At 56.9% G+C, this 17,139-nt stretch carries 17 protein-coding genes; 10 read left to right on the top strand and 7 right to left on the bottom strand.

Annotation, left to right across the window (positions count from 1 at the left end):
* The 3 genes from Q0510_RS13180 to Q0510_RS13170 all read right to left on the bottom strand — a co-directional run.
* A partial coding sequence (locus Q0510_RS13180; RefSeq protein WP_298712403.1) for a response regulator transcription factor occupies window positions 1-568 on the bottom strand: 568 nt, incomplete at its 3' end.
* Between the two features lie 68 nt (window positions 569-636).
* Complete coding sequence (locus tag Q0510_RS13175) at window positions 637-1,614, bottom strand: histidine kinase (protein ID WP_298712402.1); 978 nt, start codon at window positions 1,612-1,614, stop codon at window positions 637-639.
* 490 nt (window positions 1,615-2,104) lie between these two features.
* Window positions 2,105-2,461 (bottom strand): hypothetical protein, encoded by a 357-nt coding sequence (locus Q0510_RS13170; RefSeq protein WP_298712400.1) that lies wholly within the window; start codon window positions 2,459-2,461, stop codon window positions 2,105-2,107.
* A gap of 581 nt (window positions 2,462-3,042) precedes the next feature.
* Between Q0510_RS13170 and Q0510_RS13165 the strand changes: the two genes are divergently transcribed.
* From Q0510_RS13165 to Q0510_RS13150, 4 genes are read left to right on the top strand one after another with little or no spacing between them, the layout of a single operon-like run.
* A complete protein-coding gene (locus tag Q0510_RS13165; protein WP_298712397.1) occupies window positions 3,043-5,745 on the top strand; it encodes a DUF1553 domain-containing protein in 2,703 nt (900 codons plus the stop codon).
* Between the two features lie 5 nt (window positions 5,746-5,750).
* Window positions 5,751-7,238 carry a DUF1501 domain-containing protein gene (locus Q0510_RS13160; RefSeq protein ID WP_298712395.1) on the top strand — a complete coding sequence of 496 codons (1,488 nt, stop codon included), beginning with the start codon at window positions 5,751-5,753 and terminating at the stop codon, window positions 7,236-7,238.
* 3 nt (window positions 7,239-7,241) lie between these two features.
* Window positions 7,242-8,171 carry a TIM barrel protein gene (locus Q0510_RS13155; RefSeq protein WP_298712393.1) on the top strand — a complete coding sequence of 310 codons (930 nt, stop codon included), beginning with the start codon at window positions 7,242-7,244 and terminating at the stop codon, window positions 8,169-8,171.
* Window positions 8,168-9,577 (top strand): c-type cytochrome domain-containing protein, encoded by a 1,410-nt coding sequence (locus Q0510_RS13150; protein ID WP_298712392.1) that lies wholly within the window; start codon window positions 8,168-8,170, stop codon window positions 9,575-9,577. The genes Q0510_RS13155 and Q0510_RS13150 overlap by 4 nt, the downstream gene beginning before the upstream one ends.
* A gap of 3 nt (window positions 9,578-9,580) precedes the next feature.
* Here Q0510_RS13150 and Q0510_RS13145 read toward each other — a convergent pair whose 3' ends face one another.
* On the bottom strand, window positions 9,581-10,480 hold the full coding sequence (locus Q0510_RS13145) for a helix-turn-helix transcriptional regulator (protein WP_298712390.1): 900 nt from the start codon (window positions 10,478-10,480) through the stop codon (window positions 9,581-9,583).
* Window positions 10,481-10,513: 33 nt separating this feature from the next.
* The gene (locus Q0510_RS13140) at window positions 10,514-11,473 is read right to left on the bottom strand and encodes an alpha/beta fold hydrolase (RefSeq protein ID WP_298712386.1); all 960 of its coding nucleotides are present in this window, start codon (window positions 11,471-11,473) and stop codon (window positions 10,514-10,516) included.
* 95 nt (window positions 11,474-11,568) lie between these two features.
* Here Q0510_RS13140 and Q0510_RS13135 point away from each other — a divergent pair, with 95 nt between their 5' ends.
* Both Q0510_RS13135 and Q0510_RS13130 read left to right on the top strand, forming a co-directional pair.
* The gene (locus Q0510_RS13135) at window positions 11,569-12,294 is read left to right on the top strand and encodes a DUF2490 domain-containing protein (protein ID WP_298712384.1); all 726 of its coding nucleotides are present in this window, start codon (window positions 11,569-11,571) and stop codon (window positions 12,292-12,294) included.
* Window positions 12,295-12,403: 109 nt separating this feature from the next.
* On the top strand, window positions 12,404-13,108 hold the full coding sequence (locus tag Q0510_RS13130; protein WP_298712382.1) for a DUF2490 domain-containing protein: 705 nt from the start codon (window positions 12,404-12,406) through the stop codon (window positions 13,106-13,108).
* Window positions 13,109-13,181: 73 nt separating this feature from the next.
* Here the strand turns inward: Q0510_RS13130 and Q0510_RS13125 are convergent, their stop codons facing one another.
* Both Q0510_RS13125 and Q0510_RS13120 read right to left on the bottom strand, forming a co-directional pair.
* Window positions 13,182-14,411, bottom strand: a complete 1,230-nt coding sequence (locus tag Q0510_RS13125; protein ID WP_298712381.1) for an MFS transporter — start codon at window positions 14,409-14,411, stop codon at window positions 13,182-13,184.
* Window positions 14,412-14,452: 41 nt separating this feature from the next.
* Window positions 14,453-15,142 (bottom strand): FadR/GntR family transcriptional regulator, encoded by a 690-nt coding sequence (locus tag Q0510_RS13120; RefSeq protein ID WP_298712379.1) that lies wholly within the window; start codon window positions 15,140-15,142, stop codon window positions 14,453-14,455.
* Between the two features lie 141 nt (window positions 15,143-15,283).
* Here Q0510_RS13120 and Q0510_RS13115 point away from each other — a divergent pair, with 141 nt between their 5' ends.
* The 4 genes from Q0510_RS13115 to Q0510_RS13100 all read left to right on the top strand — a co-directional run bounded on the left by Q0510_RS13115 (window position 15,284) and on the right by Q0510_RS13100 (window position 17,069).
* Complete coding sequence (locus tag Q0510_RS13115; protein ID WP_298712377.1) at window positions 15,284-15,553, top strand: hypothetical protein; 270 nt, start codon at window positions 15,284-15,286, stop codon at window positions 15,551-15,553.
* The gene (locus tag Q0510_RS13110) at window positions 15,553-16,365 is read left to right on the top strand and encodes an ion transporter (RefSeq protein WP_298712374.1); all 813 of its coding nucleotides are present in this window, start codon (window positions 15,553-15,555) and stop codon (window positions 16,363-16,365) included. Before Q0510_RS13115 ends, Q0510_RS13110 begins: the two co-directional genes overlap by 1 nt.
* A gap of 324 nt (window positions 16,366-16,689) precedes the next feature.
* Window positions 16,690-16,857 (top strand): hypothetical protein, encoded by a 168-nt coding sequence (locus tag Q0510_RS13105; protein ID WP_298712371.1) that lies wholly within the window; start codon window positions 16,690-16,692, stop codon window positions 16,855-16,857.
* Window positions 16,858-16,868: 11 nt separating this feature from the next.
* On the top strand, window positions 16,869-17,069 hold the full coding sequence (locus tag Q0510_RS13100; protein ID WP_298712368.1) for a KTSC domain-containing protein: 201 nt from the start codon (window positions 16,869-16,871) through the stop codon (window positions 17,067-17,069).
* Window positions 17,070-17,139: the final 70 nt, after the last annotated feature.

Below are 17,139 nucleotides of genomic sequence, written 5' to 3'. Positions count from 1 at the left end.
CGTAGATTTTTTTGATGTGCGAACGCACGGTGTCGATGGATATGAAAATTTCCGACGCGATCATTTTATAACTATACCCGTTCACCAGCAGTTGCAGCACTTCCTTCTCGCGCTCGGAAAGGTTGTACATCTCGTTGCGGTCGGAAGGCTGGCGGGCGAACAGGTGCAGCACCTGCCGCGCGATGCCGGAAGTCATGGGCGCGCCGCCGTCGTACACGTCCTGGATGTATTCCAGGAGCTTGTCCGGCGGGGTTTTCTTCAACAGGTAGCCGTCGGCGCCGGCCCTGATGGCTTCGAAAACATGCTGGTTATCGTCGAACACGGTGAGCATGAGGATGGGCAGCTGGGGGTAACGGGAACGCACGATGCGCAGGCCGTCGATGCCGTTGGTGCCTGGCATGTCGATATCCATTAACAGTACATCGGGAAGCAGCTCGTCCGTTTGCCGGAGGATGTTGTCACAATTGCGGAATGCGCCGCATACTACAAAATTATGTGCTCCGTCGATCAGTAAAGTAAGGTTCTCCCGCAGTTTGGTGTTATCCTCGTATAACACGATACGGATCATATCCTGGGTTTGGTAGTTGATAACTGGTGTAAAGGTAACGAACGCCCCGGTGCGCGCCAATCACATGCTTATGTGGTTGGGAACATGAGGGTGACCACCGTTCCTTTCCCGATCTGGCTCTGGATGCTGAACTGCCCGTTCATGCGGTAGGCCCGCCGCTGCATGTTCATGAGCCCGTCGCCGTCGCCGGCGGCCTTTACGTCGAAGCCCGCGCCATTGTCCTGCACGCGCAGCACCAGCTGGCCTTTGCGTAGCTGGATGCGGATATCGGCGAAGGTGCATTGCGCATATTTGGCGATGTTGGTGATGGATTCCTTGTAGATCATGAAGAAGTCGTGGCGGTTATCGAGTTGCAGTTTGCGGTGATAGATCTTCTCATCGATATTGAAAGCGAACCCGATGCCCCGTGCCTCGAGCATGCCGGTGGTGAATTCGCGCATGCGGGCGATGACGCGCGGGGTGCTGTCGTTCAGGGGATTGATGCTCCACACGATGTCGTCCATGCTTTCCATCATGCGGGTGGTGCTTTCGCCGATTTTGCCGAGGAACTCCCGGGTTTTGTCGTGATCTCCCCGGGCGGCGCTTTTCTGCGCCATGGCGCTCATGATATTGATGGAAGTGAGGGTGCTGCCCATATCGTCGTGCAGGTCGCGGGCGATGCGGCTCCTGACCTTTTCTGTGGCCAGGATGTGGTTGATCCGCAGGCGGTGGATGGTGTAGGTGACGGCAGCCAGCAGGAGCGCGGCCAGCCCGTAGATCCAGCCTTTCCGCCAGGCCGGTTGCTGAAACGCCCATTCGATCTGCGCGGACGGCCGGAATTCCGACTGCGTCAGCTGGGAGAAAAAGGGGGCATTGGTGTCGGTAGTCTTATGTATCCGGTGCGGATTCGCCTGCCGGTTGGAATGGGAGGGCAGGCCGGCATGCAGGTTTGCGAGGATGCGGGACCGGTGGATTTCCGGCGCGGGGAGACTCATGAAGGCTGGCATCAGGATGGCCAGCAGGAAGAAATGGACCTGGGGCATGGGGGAAACGGCTGAACGGTACAAAAATAACCGGTTTACACCATCAATATTACGTTCTGTCTGCCGAAACCGCCATTTCACATGTTTATGTGGTGGAGTTTAATGTTAAGCGGTTTACCTTTACTTCCACGAGAAACGATGCGAAGCATGACCCCAATGTACTGACTCCAAACCTGAGATTCTTCAGCTACATGCGGATGCCCCTGACTGCCGTTATGGTGCAGGCCAGGTTGTTATGCAAGCCGTCCATTTCACAACAACGCCTTATAGGAATATGCTGCTAATATAACGGGCGCGAGCTTCTGCTTGTGCCTTTTTTTTATGCGTCAATCGGCTCCACTGTCGTTCCCCGTTATCTCCGCCGCCACGGTCGCCGGGGGAGTGGCGGCACTGGTGTTTATACCAAGTGATGGCTTTTCCGGATGTGCAGATGGTAGGGAGCGTTAATATAGAAAGGGCTGCTTTTCAGGGCAGCCCTTTAAAAATAGGGGCGTCACAGGAAGGACATGGTTGGTTATATGTTTTCTGCGATTGAAATTCGGTGGGTGACGTCGGGTTCTTCCATCCGGCTCTGGAGGAGGAGGGACTCGAGGGCTTCCGCGCGGAGGATGTTCTCCGGTTGGGTAGCGGAACGGGTAGCTGCGGTGTGGCGGAGCATGGTGCCTTCGCCTGTCAGGAGCCAGCGGATGCTCAGTTCAGAGAACCGGGCGGCGATATCGGCTACGATATCCACGCTGGGCTTGGCATTTTCTACCCGGAACAGCCGCGCGATCTTCTCGCAGCTTTTGTATTTCAGTTGCCTGGTAAAATCAGAGGTACCCAGCTTTTTATGCTTCAGGAAGATTTTCAGCCTGCTTGCGATTGATTCCATAAGATATGAGTTACGAGGTTTAGACATGGATTTTTGGCTAAAGGGTGAAATATTCAAAACGAAATATTTTTTTTTCACACTTCACCCCTCGCCCCCCAAAATTCACTCTATTAATTTATAACTGCTGTGGTCAATCGCCGGTAGCCCTATAGCCGGATTACCGGCCTGATTCACGGCAAGCCGATTCGCCGGCCTTTCAACGTCCATGTCCCCAAGTGCCAAAGCTGCGCCCCCGCGCGCCCCGGCTGCGGGTTACAGGAAATGAAACCTCCCGGCCGCGGACAGACAAAAATTAACGGTCCCGTTGTCCGTATCGGCCTCAAATAAGTCTCATGTCTAATGTATGCATATACCGGAGGGTGAATTCTTTCACCCTTCTTTTTTTGCCGTTTGTAAACTCAACTTGCAGATTTTACCGCGTTTTTGTAGATTGGGTACTTAGTACACTTAATGTAAAGGATATTAGCAAGGATTTGTATGATATTAGCAGAAGACCCGGTTAAACAAGGGCTCCCGCGTTATAATTTTGCGTCCATACGTCATATTCGTTCATCTAAAAAATGTTTCCACGGCCATTTATCATGACAATGACCATTCGCTCCAGACGCTGGATTTTCGCCGGCCTGGCCCTCATACCTTTCGCCGCCGCATGGCTCGGAGGGTGCGGCTCAGGTAAAAAGGTGGATTTTAGCACCGAAGTAAAGCCTATTCTGAACAAGCATTGCATCAGCTGCCACGGCGGCGTTAAGCAAAGCGGCGGCTTCAGCGTGCTCTTCCGCGAAGAAGCCCTCGGTGTCACCAAAAGCGGTAAACCCGCCATCATCCCCGGCGACGCCGGCGCCTCCGAATTCATCCGCCGCCTCCACACCAACGATCCCAAAGAGCGCATGCCCCTCAAGGCCAGCAAGCTCTCCGACGACGAAATCGACGTCCTCACCCGTTGGGTCGAACAAGGCGCCGAATGGGGCGAGCACTGGGCTTACGTAGCCCCGGAAGCGCCCGTAGCCAATGCTACCGTCGATCATTACATCAACGAAAAACTCGAAGCGGAAAAAGTTGAGCCAGCTCCGCAGGCAGATCCCCAAACCCTCCTGCGCAGGCTCTCCCTCGATATCACCGGCATCCCGCCGTCAGAAGCCCGCGCCGCCGCATTCGCCGCCAGCTTCAGCGAAGAAACCTACGCCCGGATGGTGGATTCCCTCCTCGCATCCCCCCAGTTCGGCGAAAAATGGGCCTCCATGTGGCTCGACCTCGCCCGGTACGCCGACAGCAAAGGATATGAAAAAGACACCCGCCGCGATTTCTGGCGATACCGCGACTGGGTCATCAACGCCTTCAACGCCGACATGCCCTTCGATAAATTCACCATCGAACAGCTCGCCGGGGACCTCCTCCCTTCGCCCACCGACGACCAGCTCATCGCCACCGCCTTCCACCGCAATACCATGAGTAACGACGAAGGCGGTACGCAGGACGAAGAATTCCGCACCGCGGCCATCATCGACCGCGTCAACACCACCATGGAAGTATGGCAGGGCACTACCATCGCCTGCGTCCAGTGCCACAGCCACCCGTACGATCCTTTCCGCTTCGAAGACTATTATAAATTAATGGCCTTCCTGAATAATACCCGCGACGAAGACACCCAGGGCGAACATCCCAAACTGCGGTTCTACGACTCCCTGCAGCGCAAGGAAGTGGACGCCGTCACACATTGGGTGAAGCAGTTCGGCAACGCCACCGAACTGGAGGACGCGAAGGTTTTCCTCCGGACGCTCGAACCGAAAGTCCACGCCCACGATGCTGACCTTTATATTAACGGTGAGCTCGCCGATACGAAATGGATGAGCGTCCGCCACGGCGGCAGCTGCCGGATGAAAAATATCCCCCTCAACGGCGCCGACCAGCTCTTCCTCCGCTACTGGGGCGGGCCCGGCGGCCACCTGGAGATCAGGGCCGACAGCCTGAAAGGCCCCGTTGTCGCCAACGTTCCGCTGAAAGAAGGGAATGTCGTGTTACCGATCACGTTACGCCCGCTCGAAGGGCGGCACGACCTGTATTTCATCTTCCGCAACCCCTCGCTGAAACCGACGCAATCCGTGGCCAACGTGGAATGGATGGCGTTCCGGCATAGCCTGCCGGGCAAAGGACAGGCGGGGTATGTGGATATGCAGAAGAAATTCCATGACCTGGTAACCGCTTACCCGCCGGACATGCCGGTGATGGTGGAGAACCATGCCGAACTGTTCCGTCCGACTTATATTTTTGAACGGGGCAACTGGCTGGTGCATGGCGACCAGGTGCAGCCGGGAACGCCCGCTTCGCTGAACGCATTCCCCAAAGGCGCGCCGGCCAACAGGCTCGGCCTCGCGCAGTGGCTCATGGCGCCGGAAAACCCGCTGACCAGCCGCGTGATGGTCAACCGCTTGTGGGAGCAGCTTTTCGGCATAGGGCTCGTGGAAACGCTGGAGGATTTCGGGACGCAGGGTTTTACCCCATCACATCCCGCCCTGCTCGACTATCTCGCTTACCAGTTCGTACATAAACATAAATGGAGCGTGAAGGGCATGCTCCGCGAAATCGTACTGTCGGCCGCATACCGCCGCGATTCGAAGAGCACGCCGGAGTTGCAGGAGAAAGATCCTGCCAACCGTTTGCTGGCCCGCGGGCCGCGATTCCGGCTGTCGTCGGAACAAGTGCGCGACCAGGCGCTGGCCGTCAGCGGCCTGCTCAACCTGAACATGGGCGGTGCGGCAGTGATGCCTTTGCAGCCGGATGGCGTGTGGATGACCGTTTACAGCGGCGACACCTGGAAGACTTCCGAAAACGGGAACCAGCACCGCCGCGGTGTATATACTTTCCTGAAACGGACGAGCCCATATCCATCTTCCATCACCTTCGACGGCAGCAGCCGGGAGGTATGCCTGCAGCGGCGTATCCGCACCAACACGCCTTTGCAGGCGCTGGTGACGCTGAATGATCCCGTGTACCTTGAAGCGGCGCGCACCCTGGCGCAGCGGATGGAGAAAGACGGGGGCAAGGATGCGAAAGCCTGTATCAAACGGGGCTATAAACTGGCCATGAGCAAAGATATCAGCGACGCGAAGACCGCGGTGCTGGAAAAGCTCTACAACCAGGCCCTTCAGCAATACAAAAAAGACCCCGCCGCCGCGGACGCATTCAATATGCGCGCGGTGCCGGACGCCGAAAAAGCACACCTGGCCGCACTCACCGTAGTCGCCAATGCATTAATGAACCTGGACGAGTTCCTGACCAAATCCTGATGATCATGGCAGAAAAAATAATTCAAGAAGCCAACGACCGGGCCGCCCGGTTTTTCTCCCGCCGCCACTTCCTTAACGACTGCGTGACGGGCCTGGGCGCCACCGCACTGGGTTCCCTCCTGGGCGGATGCAACCTGTTTTCAGGGTCGTCTGCCGCGCCGGTGCAAAGCCTCAACCCGCTGGAGCCCCGCGCCCCGCATTTCCCCGCCAGGGCTAAAAGCGTGATTTACCTGCACATGGCCGGCGCGCCCTCGCAGCTGGAGATGTTCGATTATAAACCGGAACTGGAGAAACTGCACAACCAGCTCTGCCCGCAATCCATCCTCGAAGGCAAGAAGTTCGCCTTCATCCGCGGGGTGCCGCGCATGCTGGGGCCGCAGGCGGTTTTCCAGCAACACGGCGAAAGCCGCGCCTGGGTGTCGGATTATATGCCGCACTTCGCGGAGCGGGTCGATGATGTGAGTTTTCTGAAAGCAGTGCAGACCGACCAGTTCAACCACGGTCCGGCACAGTTGTTCATGCACACCGGCAGCGCGCGCCTCGGGCGGCCCAGCATCGGTTCGTGGGTGACGTGGGGGCTGGGTTCCGAGAACAGCAACCTGCCCGGTTTCGTGGTGCTGACCTCCGGCGGGAAAACGCCGGATGCCGGCAAGAGCGTCTGGGGAAGCGGGTTCCTGCCCAGCGTGTACCAGGGCGTGCAATGCCGTTCGAAAGGCGAGCCGGTCCTCTATCTCAGCGACCCCGATGGGCTGAACCGCGACTTGCGGTACCAGGGCATCCAGGCCATCAACGAAGTGAACCGCCTCGAATATGAAGCCTTCCAGGACCCGGAAATACTTTCGCGCATTTCGCAGTACGAACTGGCTTACAAGATGCAGATCTCTGTGCCGGGCGTGATGGATATCAATAACGAACCGCAATACATACACGAATTATACGGCACCGAGCCGGGCAAGGAATCGTTCGCGAACAATTGCCTGCTGGCCCGGAAACTGGTGGAAAAAGGCGTCCGCTTTGTGCAGCTGTTCGACTGGGGATGGGATGCGCACGGCACCGACGAAGCTACGGCAGTGAACTACGGCATGCGCAACAAATGCCGCGAGATCGACAAACCGATCAGCGCCCTGCTGCTCGACCTGAAGCAGCGCGGGCTGCTCGACGAAACGCTGGTGGTATGGGGCGGCGAATTCGGCCGCACGCCCATGCAGGAAAACCGCGACGGTAAAGACATGCCTTACATGGGCCGCGACCACCACGTGGAAGCCTTTACCATGTGGATGGCCGGCGCCGGCGTAAAGCGCGGCGGCAGCTGGGGCGAAACCGACGAGATCGGGTTCAGCGCCGTAAAAGGACAGGTTGCAGTGCACGACGTTCACGCTACCATTTTGCAACAATTAGGATTCGATCACGAAAAAATGACCTACCAGTTCCAGGGGCGGCCGTTCCGGCTTACCGATGTGCATGGTCATGTTATTCAGGAAATTTTAGGATAGTTCATGCAACAAACGATCAACCGGAGGAATTTTCTCCAGCGCACCGCTGCCCTGGGCGCGGGCACTTTATTGTCGCAACTCCCGGCCGTGGCGAATATGCCGGCCGCGCAGGCAGGTTTTAAACTGGTAGTGCTGGCTACCGACTGGGGTTTCCCCGGCAACCGCGACGCCCTCTGCAAGAAAGCCAAAGAAGCCGGCTACGACGGCATCGAAGTGTGGTGGCCCGGCTCGCCGGAAGCACAGAAAGAGATCTTCGACGCCGTGGAAAAGTACGGACTGGAAGTAGGGTTCCTGGCTTCAGGGGGCAGCAACGAGTTCACCGAACACGCGAAGTCATTCGAAGCTACCCTGCTGGCCGCTACCGGCAACCGGCGGAAGAAACCCCTGTACGTGAATTGCCATTCCGGCCGGGATTATTACACCGAATTGCAGAATAACCTGCTGATCGATATCACCACGCGCGTGTCCCGGTCGTCGGGCGTACCCATCTACCACGAAACGCACCGCGCGCGCATGATGTTCGCCGCGCATATCACGCGGAAGTTCATCGAAGCCAAACCCGATCTCCGCCTGACGCTGGATATTTCGCACTGGTGTAATGTGCACGAATCCTTCCTGGCAGACCAGCAGGAAACCGTAGCCCTCGCGCTCCAGCGCGTTGGCCACATCCACGCCAGGATCGGCCACCCGGAAGGGCCGCAGGTGAACGATCCCCGCGCACCGGAATGGGAACATGCTGTGAAAGCGCATTTTGCATGGTGGGATGAAGTGGCGAAAATGAAACGCGCCAAAGGCGAAGTCATGACCGTGCTCACCGAATTCGGGCCCGCGGATTACATGCCGACCTTACCTTATACCCGGCAACCCCTGGCCGACCAATGGGCCATCAATGTACATATGAAAGATCTTTTAAAAGCACGTTACGGCGCATGACGATTTTGTTGCAAAGCGGATGGGGACTGTTTATCGGCCGGTTCCATCCCTTACTCGTTCACCTGCCGATCGGTATCCTGATCATCGCGTTCGTCCTCGAATGGCTGAGCCGCTTCCGGCAGCTGGCCGTATTGGGCGCGGCCGTATTACCGACATTGCTGTTTGGTGCTATCTCCGCCGTGGCGGCATGCGTGGCGGGTTACCTGCTGTCGCTGTCGGGCGGGTACGACGAAGCCGCGCTGAACCTGCATATGTGGATGGGCATTGCCGTGGCGGTGCTTTCCATCGTGCTTTGCATATTCCGCAAATACGGCCTGTTCCGCAAATCCTGGTTGCCGGTGTCCGCCCTTATGATCCTCGCGCTTTCGGTTGCGGGACATTACGGTGGCAACCTCACCCATGGCGAAGATTATCTCACCGCCGCCTGGCCGTTCGGGAAGAAGCAGGCCCCTGCTGCCGCCGCTTATAAAAACATCGACGACGCCAAAGTATACGAACACCTCGTTCAGCCCATCCTCGAAAAGAAATGCTATACCTGCCATAACGAACAAAAGCTGAAAGGCGGCCTCCGGCTCGATGGCATCGCGCATATCCGCGCGGGCGGGGAAAACGGGCCGGTGCTGAAAGACAGCATCCCCGAAATGAGCGAGCTCTACAAGCGCCTCATCCTTCCCGAATCCGACGACCACCGCATGCCGCCCAAAGGCAAGCCGCAACTCACGCCGCTCGACCTGGAAATCCTCTACTGGTGGATCCAGCAGGGCGCCCCGGATTCCGCGACCGTCCGCGAACTGAAGAAGTCCCCGCGCATCCAGCTGGCGTTCGAAGGCATGAAACCCTCCGGCGACGGCACCCATCCCTACATGCCGCTTTCCGAGACCGCCGAACCGCCCACCGAAGCCGTGAACGCGCTCGTGCATACCGGTTTGAAAGTGATGCCCGTTGCGGCCAACAGCGGGTTCGTGATGGTGAGCGCGGTGAATGCGCCCGCTTTCGGCAACGCGGAGGCGCAGCTGCTGCAACCGCTGGGCAAACAAATCGTATGGCTCAACCTCGCCGGCTCCGCCATGGGCGACAGCGGCCTGCAGGTCATCGCAGGGCTGCCCGCCCTCACGCGGCTCCAGCTGGAATACACGGGCGTAACCGACCAGGGGTTGCAATATCTTTCCAACGCCAAACAACTCAAATACCTCAACCTCACCGGCACCAAAATCACCGATAAAGGGCTGGGATATCTCCACAAACAAGCCGGTCTGCAGGAAGTTTTCCTGTACGGCACAGGCGTATCCGCCGCGGGCGTGGAGCAGCTTCGCAAGGCGCTGCCCGATGCGAACGTAGATACCGGCGGCTACCGCATGCCCGTGCTGGCAACGGACACCGCGGTGTTCCGGAAGAATCCGTCCTGACCGTCAGGCTGTACGGAAAGTGCGGGGCGTGAGCTGTGTTTTTTTCTTGAAGAAATTATTGAAGTGGGCGGGTTCCTGGAACCCAAGACTGTACCCTATTTCGGAAACATTCCAATCGGTGTGCTTCAGCAGGGCCTTGGCTTCCTGGAGCACCCGGTCGGCAATGTGATCCGAGGTGGATTTGCCCGTCGCGTCTTTCAGCGCTTTATTGAGATGGTTGACGTGGATGGATAACTGTGCCGCGAAGTCGAAGGCCGTGCGCAGGTTCACCTGCTGCCGCGGCGATTCGATGGGGAACTGCCGTTCCAGCAGATCCGAGAACAGGGAAGAGATGCGTGTGGCCGCGTTCGTAGGCAAATGGGGCGCGGCGGAAGGTTGCAGCTTCATGCCCAGGTGGATCAGCTCCATCGCGTAGTTCCGCAGCAGATCGTTTTTATAGGCGTAATCCGAATGCAGCTCGGCGATCATTTTCTGGAAAAGGTCGATAACAGGCTGCACCTGCGCTTCCGGAAGACAGATGAGCGGCGTGCCGCCGGGGCGGAAGAGGGGGAAATCGCTGAGTTTGAGGGAGGAATGCCCGTGGAAAAAGGCTTCCGTGAAGATGCAGAAGAAGCCCGCCTGCCGCTCGTCGAGGTGCTCGCATTGGTAAGGCACCTGCGGGTTGGCGAAAAAGAGGCCGAACTGGTCCACATCCATGGTTTTGTCGGCGAAGAAATAACGGTTGCGGCCGCTGACGAATGCGACTTTATAAAAATCCTTGCGGCTGTAAGGCATCGGGATGTCTTTGCCGATATAGTCGGAGGAGTTGAAAACGTTGAAATGTCCCAGTTCCCGGTTCATGCCTTCCGGAACGGGGATCTGCTTCGCACGGTAGAATTCTTCGAGGGACTGTATTCTTTCCATACTATAAAGCTACAGAATCTGCCGTTTCCGCGATCAACGGTGGTGCCGGATGAACTGCCAGGCGCGCTTTTCGGACCAGTAATACTTCTCCGAAAAAGTGACGAAACCCACATGGCCGCCGTTCTCCGGTGTTTCCAGGTGGAAGTTCGGGTTGGCGGAAGCCGCGTCGAAGGGATAGCAGCCTTTTCCGAGGAAGGGATCGTCGAGGGCGTTGATGAGGAGCGTGGGGATGGAGATGCCTTGCAGGTAAAATACGGAGCTGGACTGCCGCCAGTAGTCTAACGCGTCCCGGAAGCCGTGCAGGGGTGCGGTATAGCGGTCGTCGAATTCCCGGAAAGTGCGGATGGCGGAGAATCCCTGCAGGGAAATATCGTTGGGGTAGGCTTTGGCTTTCTCGGTGAGCTTTTCGCCCAGGGAGCGGATGAAGCGCATCCGGTAGATGGCATTGTGGCGCTTTTCCAGTTCTGTGGAGCTGTCGAGCAGGTCTACCGGTACGGAGACCGCCACGGCGGATTTGACGATTTTGGGAATGGAAGTGCCCTTCTCGCCCACATATTTCAACATCACATTCCCGCCCAGCGAAAACCCGACCAGGTGGATGTGGTCGTAATGCGGGGAGATGTGGTCGATGACGGTTTGCAGGTCGCCCGTTTCGCCGCTATGGTAGAAGCGGAGGGCTTTGTTGCTTTCCCCGCTGCAGCCCCTGAAGTTCATGGAAACGGTATCGAATCCGCTGTCGTTGAAAATATGCACCATCCCGGTGACGTATACGCGGGTGGAATTGCCTTCCAGGCCGTGCAGGATGATGACGGCGCTGCGGCTGCCGGTACGGCTGAAATCCAGGTCGAGGAAGTCATTATCGGGCGTGGGAATACGCTCGCGCTGGTAGAGCGCGGGGGCGATACGGCGGAACAGTGTCGGGAAAACCGTGTTCAGATGCCGGTTGCTCAGCAGGAAAGGGGCAGCGTAATCTGTAGCGGTCAATACCGGCATGTTCATCACTATTTAATACGGCAAAGGTAAGATTTAACGGACAAACGGCTGGTGGCGGGTTGGTGGGGGGATGATCATGTGTTATTTTTGAAGATATGATCAGATCAATTCTATTATGCGCGCTCCTCATCCAAAGCGCCTCCGTAGTGGCACAAAGCCAATTCAGCGGCTGGTTTGCCAATTTTTCCACCTACCGCATACCGGACAGCAAATTCAGCATCCATTTCGACGGGCAGCTTCGCAGCTCCGACAACTGGGAATCCCTGCAAACCTACATCGTGCGGCCCGGCGTCAACTTCCACGCGCGGAAGAACATCATCCTCACCGCAGGCTACGCCAACGTCGGCAACCGTGCGCTGGGGCAGATGTTTTCCGAGCACCGGATCTGGGAACAGCTTATCGTTACCCACAACATCGGGAAGTTCATGCCGTTCCAGCACCGCGTGCGGGTAGAGCAGCGTTTCATTCCCGTTGTGGCGGCCATGAATGGGCGGGAGCCGGAGAAAGTGGAAAGCAACGTATCCCACAGGGTACGGTATTTCGTACGAGGATTGCTGCCTTTCAGCGGGCGGGCCGGTTTCACGAAAGGGTTCTTCGGCGCGGTGCAAAACGAAATCTTCATCAATTTCGCCAACACCGGGTACGCGAACAGCCACGCTTTCGACCAGAACCGCGCCTACGGCGCCATCGGTTACCGCTTCAGCTCCAAATTCGACCTGGAGGCGGGATACCTGCATCATTACACGATGCGCTTCAACGGGCAGAACACTTTCCACGTTACCAACAACGTGATCCAGCTGGCCACGTATGTAAGGTTGTAAACCGCTTTAACATTTCTTTAAAAAAGGATGGCCGCGAGCCGTCCTTTTTTGTGCCTGAACTGTCGGTTTAAGCCGGCCGGTATCGCGAAAGGCACCCTAATTTCGGATCATGAAACGCATGCTTATCCTCCTTGCCCTGCTCCTGCAATCGGGAGCTATGATGGCCCAGATCGACATCCGCGGATGGTATACCCATTACTCCACTTTCCGTATCCCCAAATCCAAATTCAGCGTCTATGCAGAACTCCAGTACCGCCTCGGGCAGCGCCACAGCCCGAACCAGACGATCGTGCTCCGCCCCGGTCTTAATTATCATATCAATGAAAGTATGACCGCGTCGGCCGGTTATGCCCACATCGATTATACCGACAGGGGCGCCAAAGAAGAACGCCGCATCTGGCAGCAGTTCGCCTTCACCCACCCGGTTAAAATGCTCCGGCTCGAACACCGCGCCCGGCTGGAACAACGTTTCCTGAGCGAAACCATTTACCACCCTGCCGACCTGGAAGAAACAAGATATTATACGGGTCACCGCTTCCGGTACCAGCTCAGGGGCATGCTGCCGTTCAATGGCGATAAGCATTTCACGAAAGGCATGTATGCCGCCCTGCAGGACGAAGTATTCATCGACCTCAACAAAAATTCCTACTACGGCCAAACCGGCATCAGCGAAAACCGGATGTTTGTTGGCCCGGGGTACCGCTTCAGCCGCAAGTTCGACCTGGAGCTGGGGTACATGCACCATTACACGCGCCCGTACAGGTATTCCGAAAACAGGCATGCGATCCAGCTGACTTCTTACCTGCGATTGTAGTTTTTCCCCGCACCGCAAAAAGAAAAAGGATGACCGTAATGGCCATCCTTTTTCGTTAACAGACAAGGGATGCTTATTTTTTGCGGCTGCCTTCGATGTTGGGAAGGAAGCCCGTGAGCAGCCCGATCAGCGGAAGATATGCACACACTTCGTACACGTAGTAAATGCTGGTGCGGTCGGCCAGTTCCCCCAGCAGCGCAGATCCTACGCCTGCCATGCCGAATGCGAACCCGAAGAACAGCCCCGCGATCATGCCTACTTTGCCAGGCATGAGCTCCTGCGCATATACGAGAATGGCGGAGAACGCGGAGGAAAGGATCACACCGATGAAGACGCTGAGGATCACGGTCCAGAACAGGTTGGCATGTGGCATGAGCAATGCGAAGGGCGCTACGCCCAGGATCGAGATCCAGATCACGTATTTCCGGCCGATGCGGTCGCCGACGGGGCCGCCGATGAAGGTGCCCGCCGCGATGGCGAAGAGGAACACGAAGAGATATACCTGCGCGGCCTGTACCGATACGTTGAACTTACCGATGAGGTAGAACGTGTAATAGCTGGTTAAGCTCGCCATGTAGAAGTATTTGGAAAAGATCAGCAGCAGCAGGATGCCCAGCGCAAATGCCACTTTCCCTTTCGACAGTTGTATGGCGGCATGATGGCCGGCTTGTTTTTTCGGTTTGATGCGATGGGTGTTGCCCAGGTACCATTTGCTGATGCGGAGCATCACGAAAATAGCCAGCATGGCGATGAGCGAGAACCACGCGATGCTCGACTGCCCGAAAGGCACGATGATGGCCGCGGCGAGCAGTGGGCCGAGGGAGCTGCCCGTATTGCCGCCCACCTGGAAGAGCGATTGCGCCATGCCATGCCTTCCGCCGGAAGCCATGTACGCCAGCCGCGAAGCTTCGGGATGGAAAACCGCCGAGCCCATGCCCACGAGCGCCACCGAAACCAGTACGATCGCGAAGGAATGCGCCATGGCGAGGCAGAGCAGTCCCACCAGCGTGAATCCCATGCCGATGGCCAGGGAGTACGGCTGCGGGCGCTTGTCGGTGTACAGTCCCACAAGCGGCTGCAGGATGGAAGCGGAAAGCTGGAAGGTGAGGGTGATTAGCCCCACCTGCGAAAAACTGAGGTGAAGGGAATCCTTCAGCTGCGGATAGATCGCGGGGATAAGGGACTGGATCGTGTCGTTCAGCAGGTGCGTAAAGCTCAGGGCGATAAGCACGGAAAAGGCGGTCTTCTCCGCCAGTTGCCTGGCCTGTACCTGCGGGTCGTCCGTTTCAAGCGTAGTGTCCATTGTTGTCAGATCATCTGATGTTTATAGTGTAAAGAATGGTTTCAACGGTTATGGGTGCTGATGCGCGTGGCCCAGAGCAATGCGGCGGCGGGGTCCTGGTCGGCGATGGCGTCGAGGAGGGCTTTATGCATGGACTGGGTGATGGCGAAATCGCTCGTGTCTTTATGGCGGTCTTTAAACGACTGCAGCATATGCGTGGCGATGGTCTGGTACAGCTCGAGCATGATGCTGTTTTTGGATGCCACGGCGATGCTGGTATGGAAGTGTACGTCGGCCTGCATGGTGGCGTCTACATTTCCGGATTTGGCGAATTTCTCGCGGGCGCGGAGGTAGGTCTTCATGCGCGCGAGATCGTCGCGGGTGCGGTGGAGCGCTGCTTTTTCGGCGATCTTCACTTCGAGCAGGAGGCGCACTTCATTGAGCTCCTGGTAATCGGCCCCGTGGAGCTTTTTGCCGAGCGGGCCGGTGAGCGGCTGCCGCGACGTTACGAAAGTGCCCTGGCCCTGCTGCACCCGCAGCATGCCGGCGTTGACGAGCAGCCGTACCGCTTCCCGCACGGTGCTGCGGCCCACGCCGAACTGCGCCATGAGCTCAGGCTCGGCAGGCAGGCGGTCGCCCACGGCGTAGGTTTCGCCGGCGATCTGCGCTTGCAGGCCGGCAGCAACATCGTCTGCCAGGCTATTGCGCCTTAATATGGTCCCTTTGTTCATCATATCATCAGATGTTTGCAAAGGTAATATGGTTTTCCGGGAAATGAAAGATGAAAATTTAATTGCGCGCGGCCACAAATGGCATACCGGATTTAGATGTTTTTCATACCGGTTAAATCCATATTTTTGTGTTCACTGGTTTGTAACTAAAATGATTATCCAATGGCACTACCGAAGTTCATGATTGCAGATGATCCCGTAACGGACCCGGACAACGAGTATATCTTTCATACCGAGAAGCCCCGGTTCTTTGCGAAGCGCGTGGAAGAAGACGAAGAAATGGCTTATATCGATATCGTGGAAGAGATCGATAACGTGGAAGAATATTTCCATGGCGAGCCGGAAAAGAAACAACAGCTGCTGGATGAGCTGGAAGACTGGTACTATGCTTACCTGGAATGGCTGGAAGAGGAAGAAGACGAGGATGACTGATGGGGCAGCTGAAACCCTGGCAGGTACGCCTGCAAAAGATTATTTACGAATCAGATACACCCGCCGGCAAGGCATTCGACATTGCCCTGCTCGGCTGTATCCTGACCAGTATTCTCGTTGTCATGCTCGACAGCGTCGAAAGCCTGCACGACCGCTACGGCGGCCTTTTTTTTGTTCTTGAATGGCTCTTCACCGCCCTTTTCACCATCGAATACATCCTCCGGCTGAGCTGTATCCATAAACCGCACCGGTTCGTGTTCAGCTTTTTCGGGGTCATCGATCTCCTGGCCCTCATTCCTTCTTACGTCAGCTTTGCATTCGCCGGCGCGCAATCCCTGCTCGTACTCCGCGCACTGCGCCTCCTCCGCATCTTCCGGATCTTCCGCCTGGTCCGCTTCATTTCCGAAATGCGCTTCCTGACCGTAGCCATGGCGCGCAGCATGCGCAAGATCAGCATCTTCATACTGTTCGTGCTCACCTGCGTCATTATACTCGGATCCGTGATTTACCTGGTGGAAAAAGATAACCCGGGCTTCTCCAGCATCCCCCAGTCCATCTACTGGGCGATCGTCACCATCACCACCGTAGGCTATGGAGACGTAGCGCCTTCCACCCCGCTCGGAAAGTTCATCGCCAGCTTCATCATGCTGCTGGGTTATGGCATCATCGCGGTTCCCACCGGTATCGTGACTACAGAAATGGCCCACGCCTACCGCGAAAAAGGCCACTCCGCCAACGCCTGCCCCGGCTGCGGGCGCGAAGGGCATGACACCGACGCGAAGTTCTGCAAGTACTGCGGCACTAAACTGTAGCGCTTACCCGCAATGCCCCAGCGCCCAGTAAATGATAATAAAGATCAGGATGGTGCTTAAACATCCGCCGCCCAGTTTCTTGGCGCCGTATCCCGCGATCAATGCTCTCCAGAATTTATTCATAAAGCGAAGATTTAAGGTTCACCGGCCAACAAGTGTGCCGGTATCCCTAATTTACATTATTTCAAACAATGCCGATCCGGCGTAGAAGAAAATCCACAGCGCGGGGAATCCCTTCTTCCTCCTCTCTTCTCCCACTGCCAAATCCCCGCCCCGGCCCCACTCTGGCATCATTCTTCCACTACCTTGGGTAAACACCATATCATGAACTCAGGATTGATTGCATTCATCGTGCTCGTAAGCGCCATCCTGTTGTATGTCATCATCCAGCAGAACCGCAAAACGCGCGACAAAGGCCAGGATAAACTCATTAACCGGAACGTTCCGCCATACGACCCCGACCATCAGAAGCCGGGCGGCTATGACGAATAAAACACCGCGCCATGCCCTCCACCGTTATCCGGCATATGCGCTACAACCCCGAAACGGAAATCCTCGTGATCACTTTCGTTTCCGGGAAAGTATATGCCTACCAGCCCGTACCGCCGGATGTATACGCCCGCATGCTGCAGTCGGGCTCCAAAGGCCAGTTCTTCAACCGGTTCATCCGCCACCAGTTCGATTATCGCCAGCTTGATAACTAGGCTGGCCCGATTTCCCCTGTAAATTGTCGCTTCCTGCCATCATCCGTTTCGCGGAATGGGCGTACCATTG

Source organism: uncultured Chitinophaga sp., assembly GCF_937874145.1.
In the GTDB taxonomy this organism is placed as follows: Bacteria; Bacteroidota; Bacteroidia; order Chitinophagales; family Chitinophagaceae; genus Chitinophaga.
This window is presented reverse-complemented; position numbering and strand designations above follow the sequence as displayed.

Coding starts and splice junctions, on each gene's coding strand:
- Q0510_RS13150 (WP_298712392.1), top strand. CDS start 8,168: ATGACGATTTTGTTGCAAAGCGGATGGGGACTGTTTATCGGCCGGTTC.
- Q0510_RS13155 (WP_298712393.1), top strand. CDS start 7,242: ATGCAACAAACGATCAACCGGAGGAATTTTCTCCAGCGCACCGCTGCC.
- Q0510_RS13100 (WP_298712368.1), top strand. CDS start 16,869: ATGCCCTCCACCGTTATCCGGCATATGCGCTACAACCCCGAAACGGAA.
- Q0510_RS13130 (WP_298712382.1), top strand. CDS start 12,404: ATGAAACGCATGCTTATCCTCCTTGCCCTGCTCCTGCAATCGGGAGCT.
- Q0510_RS13160 (WP_298712395.1), top strand. CDS start 5,751: ATGGCAGAAAAAATAATTCAAGAAGCCAACGACCGGGCCGCCCGGTTT.
- Q0510_RS13140 (WP_298712386.1), bottom strand. CDS start 11,473: ATGCCGGTATTGACCGCTACAGATTACGCTGCCCCTTTCCTGCTGAGC.
- Q0510_RS13170 (WP_298712400.1), bottom strand. CDS start 2,461: ATGGAATCAATCGCAAGCAGGCTGAAAATCTTCCTGAAGCATAAAAAG.
- Q0510_RS13125 (WP_298712381.1), bottom strand. CDS start 14,411: ATGGACACTACGCTTGAAACGGACGACCCGCAGGTACAGGCCAGGCAA.
- Q0510_RS13105 (WP_298712371.1), top strand. CDS start 16,690: ATGAACTCAGGATTGATTGCATTCATCGTGCTCGTAAGCGCCATCCTG.
- Q0510_RS13145 (WP_298712390.1), bottom strand. CDS start 10,480: ATGGAAAGAATACAGTCCCTCGAAGAATTCTACCGTGCGAAGCAGATC.
- Q0510_RS13115 (WP_298712377.1), top strand. CDS start 15,284: ATGGCACTACCGAAGTTCATGATTGCAGATGATCCCGTAACGGACCCG.
- Q0510_RS13165 (WP_298712397.1), top strand. CDS start 3,043: ATGACAATGACCATTCGCTCCAGACGCTGGATTTTCGCCGGCCTGGCC.
- Q0510_RS13135 (WP_298712384.1), top strand. CDS start 11,569: ATGATCAGATCAATTCTATTATGCGCGCTCCTCATCCAAAGCGCCTCC.
- Q0510_RS13110 (WP_298712374.1), top strand. CDS start 15,553: ATGGGGCAGCTGAAACCCTGGCAGGTACGCCTGCAAAAGATTATTTAC.